Source organism: Pararhodobacter sp. (assembly GCF_034676075.1).
Taxonomy (GTDB): domain Bacteria; phylum Pseudomonadota; class Alphaproteobacteria; order Rhodobacterales; family Rhodobacteraceae; genus Pararhodobacter.
In genome coordinates this window covers 1-2,748 of sequence record NZ_JAUCCQ010000222.1, presented here as the reverse complement: position 1 = coordinate 2,748, position 2,748 = coordinate 1, and the positions used below count along the sequence as shown (strand labels likewise).

Sequence of the window (2,748 nt, the reverse complement as noted above, 5' to 3'; positions counted from 1 at the left end):
GTGACGTCGTGCTCGTAGATCCAGTCGTAGCGGCGCAGGGCGAGGCTGGGGGCCAGCCGGTTGGCGGCGCGCAGGATGCCGTGGGCGGCCTGGGCCAGGGGGCCGCGCAGGTGGTAGTTGCGGGCATTGGCAGTGGCGGCGGCCACCACTTTCGCGGTGCGGGGCGCGCGGGCGCGGGCGTAGGACTCGAGGGCGCCAGCCGGGTTCTGCGGGCGGCGGGCGAGGTTTCTGGCGAGGCACCAGGCGTCCTCGAGCGCCAGATTGGCGCCCTGGGCCATGAAGGGCAGCGTCGGATGCGCCGCATCGCCCAGCAGCGCGGCGCGGCCCGCGGCATCGTGCCAGTGTTCGGCCACCGGATGGCGGAAGAGGCCCCAGAGGAAGACCTCCTCGACCGCGTCCAGCCAGCCCGGCACCGGGCCGCCGAAGCCCGCGAAGGCGGCTTTCAGCGCCGCCGGGTCGTCCGGGTGGTTCCAGCCCTCGGCCGCCCAGCTGCGGCGTTCCTGCACGGCGACGATGTTCCTGAGCGCGCCACCCCGCAGCGGGTAGCTGACCAGATGCCGGCCCGGCCCCATGAAGACCTGCGCCACGCGCGGGCCGCCGTCGCCGGGGATCAGCGCGCGCCAGGCGACCTGGCCGGTGAAGAAGGGCTCGCTCTTGCCGTTGAGCCGGGTCCTGAGGGGCGAGCGCAGCCCGTCCGCGCCCAGCACCAGCGGGGCCTCGTGCACCGCGCCGACGGCGGTGGTGATGCGGGCGCCCTGGCGGCTGAGCGCGATGTCCTGGACCTGTTGCAGCAGCTGCACCTGGGTGCCTGCGGCGCGGGCGGCTGTGGCCAGCACCTCGATCAGGTCGGCGCGGTGGCAAAGGTAGAAGCCCGGCCCCTCCTGCGGCAGGGCGAGGCGCGTCACCAGCCGCCCGGCGCTGTCGCGCAGTTCCACGGCGTCCGAGCGGTCGCCGGCGGTTTCGGGGTCGATCCCCAGCGCCTGCAAGACCCGGGCGCCGTTGGGGCTGATCTGCAGCCCGGCGCCGACTTCGGTGATCTGGCCCGCCTGTTCCAGCAGCGAGACCTGCGCGCCGTGGCGGCAGAGCGCGGTGGCGGCGGCGAGGCCTGCCACGCCTGCGCCCAGCACCAGCGCGCTTTGGCCGGCCAGGGGCGCGGCAGGATCCGTTGCGGTCATGGGTTCCGCCTTTGCCGGGGCGGGAGGGTCAGTCGTCGCGGTGAACGCGCTCGCTGCGCTCGTGACGTTCCTGGGCCTCGAGCGTCATGGTGGCGATCGGGCGGGCGTCGAGGCGCTTGAGCGAGATCGGCTCACCGGTCATCTCGCAATAGCCGAACTCGCCATTGTCGATGCGGCGCAGGGCCGAGTCGATCTTGGCGACGAGCTTGCGCTGGCGGTCGCGGGTCCGCAATTCCAGCGCGCGGTCGGTTTCCTCGGAGGCGCGGTCGGCCATGTCGGGCAGGTTGCGCGTCGAATTGGCGAGGTCGGCCAGCGTTTCCTTGCTGTCCTCGAGGATCTCTTCCTTCCAGGCAAGCAGCTTGCGGCGGAAGTACTCGAGCTGCCGTTCGTTCATGAACGGCTCATCCTCGGCGGGCTTGTAGTCGTCAGGCAGAAAGTTTTCCGGCTTCATCAGCGTATCCCCTGTTTGCCCGGAACCGAAGGCAACCGACTCGACGATGGTTTCGTTCTTTGCGGTCATTCCGAGCCCCCTCTGGGGACGCCTTAAACCCATGCAAGGGCGATGTCACGAGGCAATCGGTAACATTTGCGGGCGCGTGTCCTGTGTGCCGCAGCCCCGCTGCCCCCAAGGGTAGTGTCCGGTGACGCAACGGGGCCGGGGCGTGCTGCCTTGCGGCAGGACCGCGGCGCGGCTAGTGTCGCGCCCGAGCCGCCCCCTCGGCGGGGCGCGATTTCCGGGAAGGACCCAGATGCGCTTTGCCTCGACCGAGACCTATATCGCCACAGACGACCTGACCATGGCGGTGAACGCCGCCGTGGTGCTGGAACGGCCCCTTCTGGTCAAGGGCGAACCGGGAACCGGCAAGACGGAACTGGCGCGGCAGGTGGCGGAGTCGCTGGGGCTGCCGATCATCGAATGGAACATCAAATCGACGACCCGGGCCCATCAGGGGCTTTACGAATACGACGCGGTCAGCCGGTTGCGCGACAGCCAGCTGGGCGACGAGCGTGTGCATGACGTCAGGAACTACATCCGCAAGGGCAAGCTCTGGCAGGCCTTCGAGGCGGAGCAGAAGGTCGTCCTGCTGATCGACGAGATCGACAAGGCGGATATCGAATTCCCGAACGACCTGCTGCAGGAACTCGACCGGATGGAGTTCTTCGTCTACGAGACGGGCGAGACGATCAAGGCCAAGGTGCGCCCGATCGTCATCATCACCTCGAACAACGAAAAGGAATTGCCCGACGCCTTCCTGCGGCGGTGTTTCTTCCATTTCATCCGTTTCCCCGAGCCCGAGGTGCTGGCGCAGATCGTCCGGGTGCACCATCCGGGGATCAAGGAGCAGCTTCTGTCCACCGCGCTGACCCAGTTCTTCGAGCTGCGCGAGACGCCGGGGCTGAAGAAGAAGCCTTCGACGTCCGAGATGCTGGACTGGCTGAAGCTCTTGCTGGCCGAGGATCTGGGGCCCGAGGATCTGAAGCGCGACGGGGTGAACGCCCTGCCGAAGCTGCACGGGGCGCTCCTGAAGAACGAGCAGGACGTGCATCTCTTCGAGCGGCTGGCCTTCATGGC

At 69.0% G+C, this 2,748-nt stretch carries 3 protein-coding genes; 1 reads left to right on the top strand and 2 read right to left on the bottom strand.

The window, feature by feature from the left end; all coding sequences use genetic code 11:
- Window positions 1-1,175: FAD-dependent monooxygenase (locus VDQ18_RS23415; RefSeq protein ID WP_323023262.1), on the bottom strand; the 1,175-nt coding region annotated here is incomplete at its 3' end.
- A 28-nt stretch (window positions 1,176-1,203) separates the two neighbouring features.
- Window positions 1,204-1,626, bottom strand: a complete 423-nt coding sequence (gene dksA, locus VDQ18_RS23410) for an RNA polymerase-binding protein DksA (protein ID WP_107751976.1) — start codon at window positions 1,624-1,626, stop codon at window positions 1,204-1,206.
- 298 nt (window positions 1,627-1,924) lie between these two features.
- On the opposite strand from dksA, the gene VDQ18_RS23405 reads away from it, so the two are divergent.
- Window positions 1,925-2,748, top strand: an 824-nt coding sequence (locus tag VDQ18_RS23405) for a MoxR family ATPase (protein ID WP_323023261.1), incomplete at its 3' end; no start/stop codon positions are given.